The organism is Mesorhizobium sp. M2E.F.Ca.ET.209.01.1.1 (assembly GCF_004010375.2).
Classification (GTDB): domain Bacteria; phylum Pseudomonadota; class Alphaproteobacteria; order Rhizobiales; family Rhizobiaceae; genus Mesorhizobium.
Map to the genome: position 1 here is coordinate 1 of NZ_SADP02000685.1, position 333 is coordinate 333.

1 pseudogene is annotated in these 333 nt (G+C 59.8%); it reads left to right on the top strand.

The features are described from left to right. Positions 1-223 precede the first annotated feature (223 nt). A pseudogene (gene pyrH, locus EN852_RS42885) lies at positions 224-333 on the top strand (UMP kinase); the annotation flags it as partial.

A 333-nucleotide genomic window follows, 5' to 3' on the forward strand; every position in this document is an offset into this window, starting at 1 on the left:
GCGACAAGCCGTCCGGTTATGCATTGCCGGTGGTGGTCGAAGGCGAGGCCGTTGCCATCAGCAGCAATTGATCCAAAAAGCCTGGAATTTTGCACAAGGGCGCGGCGTGACATCGCTGCGCCCTTCGTGTATCCTGTCAACCCGTCATGACAGCACCGCCGGGCGAAGCAGGAGGCCTTTTTTGCCTTCGGAGCTTGCCGCGCCGGGATTTTCGAGGAACCAGATGACGGTGAAGCCCCTCTACCGACGTGTTCTGCTGAAAGCTTCGGGCGAAGCGTTGATGGGCGAACAGCATTTTGGCATCGACGTCTCGGTCGTCGACCGCATTGCCGG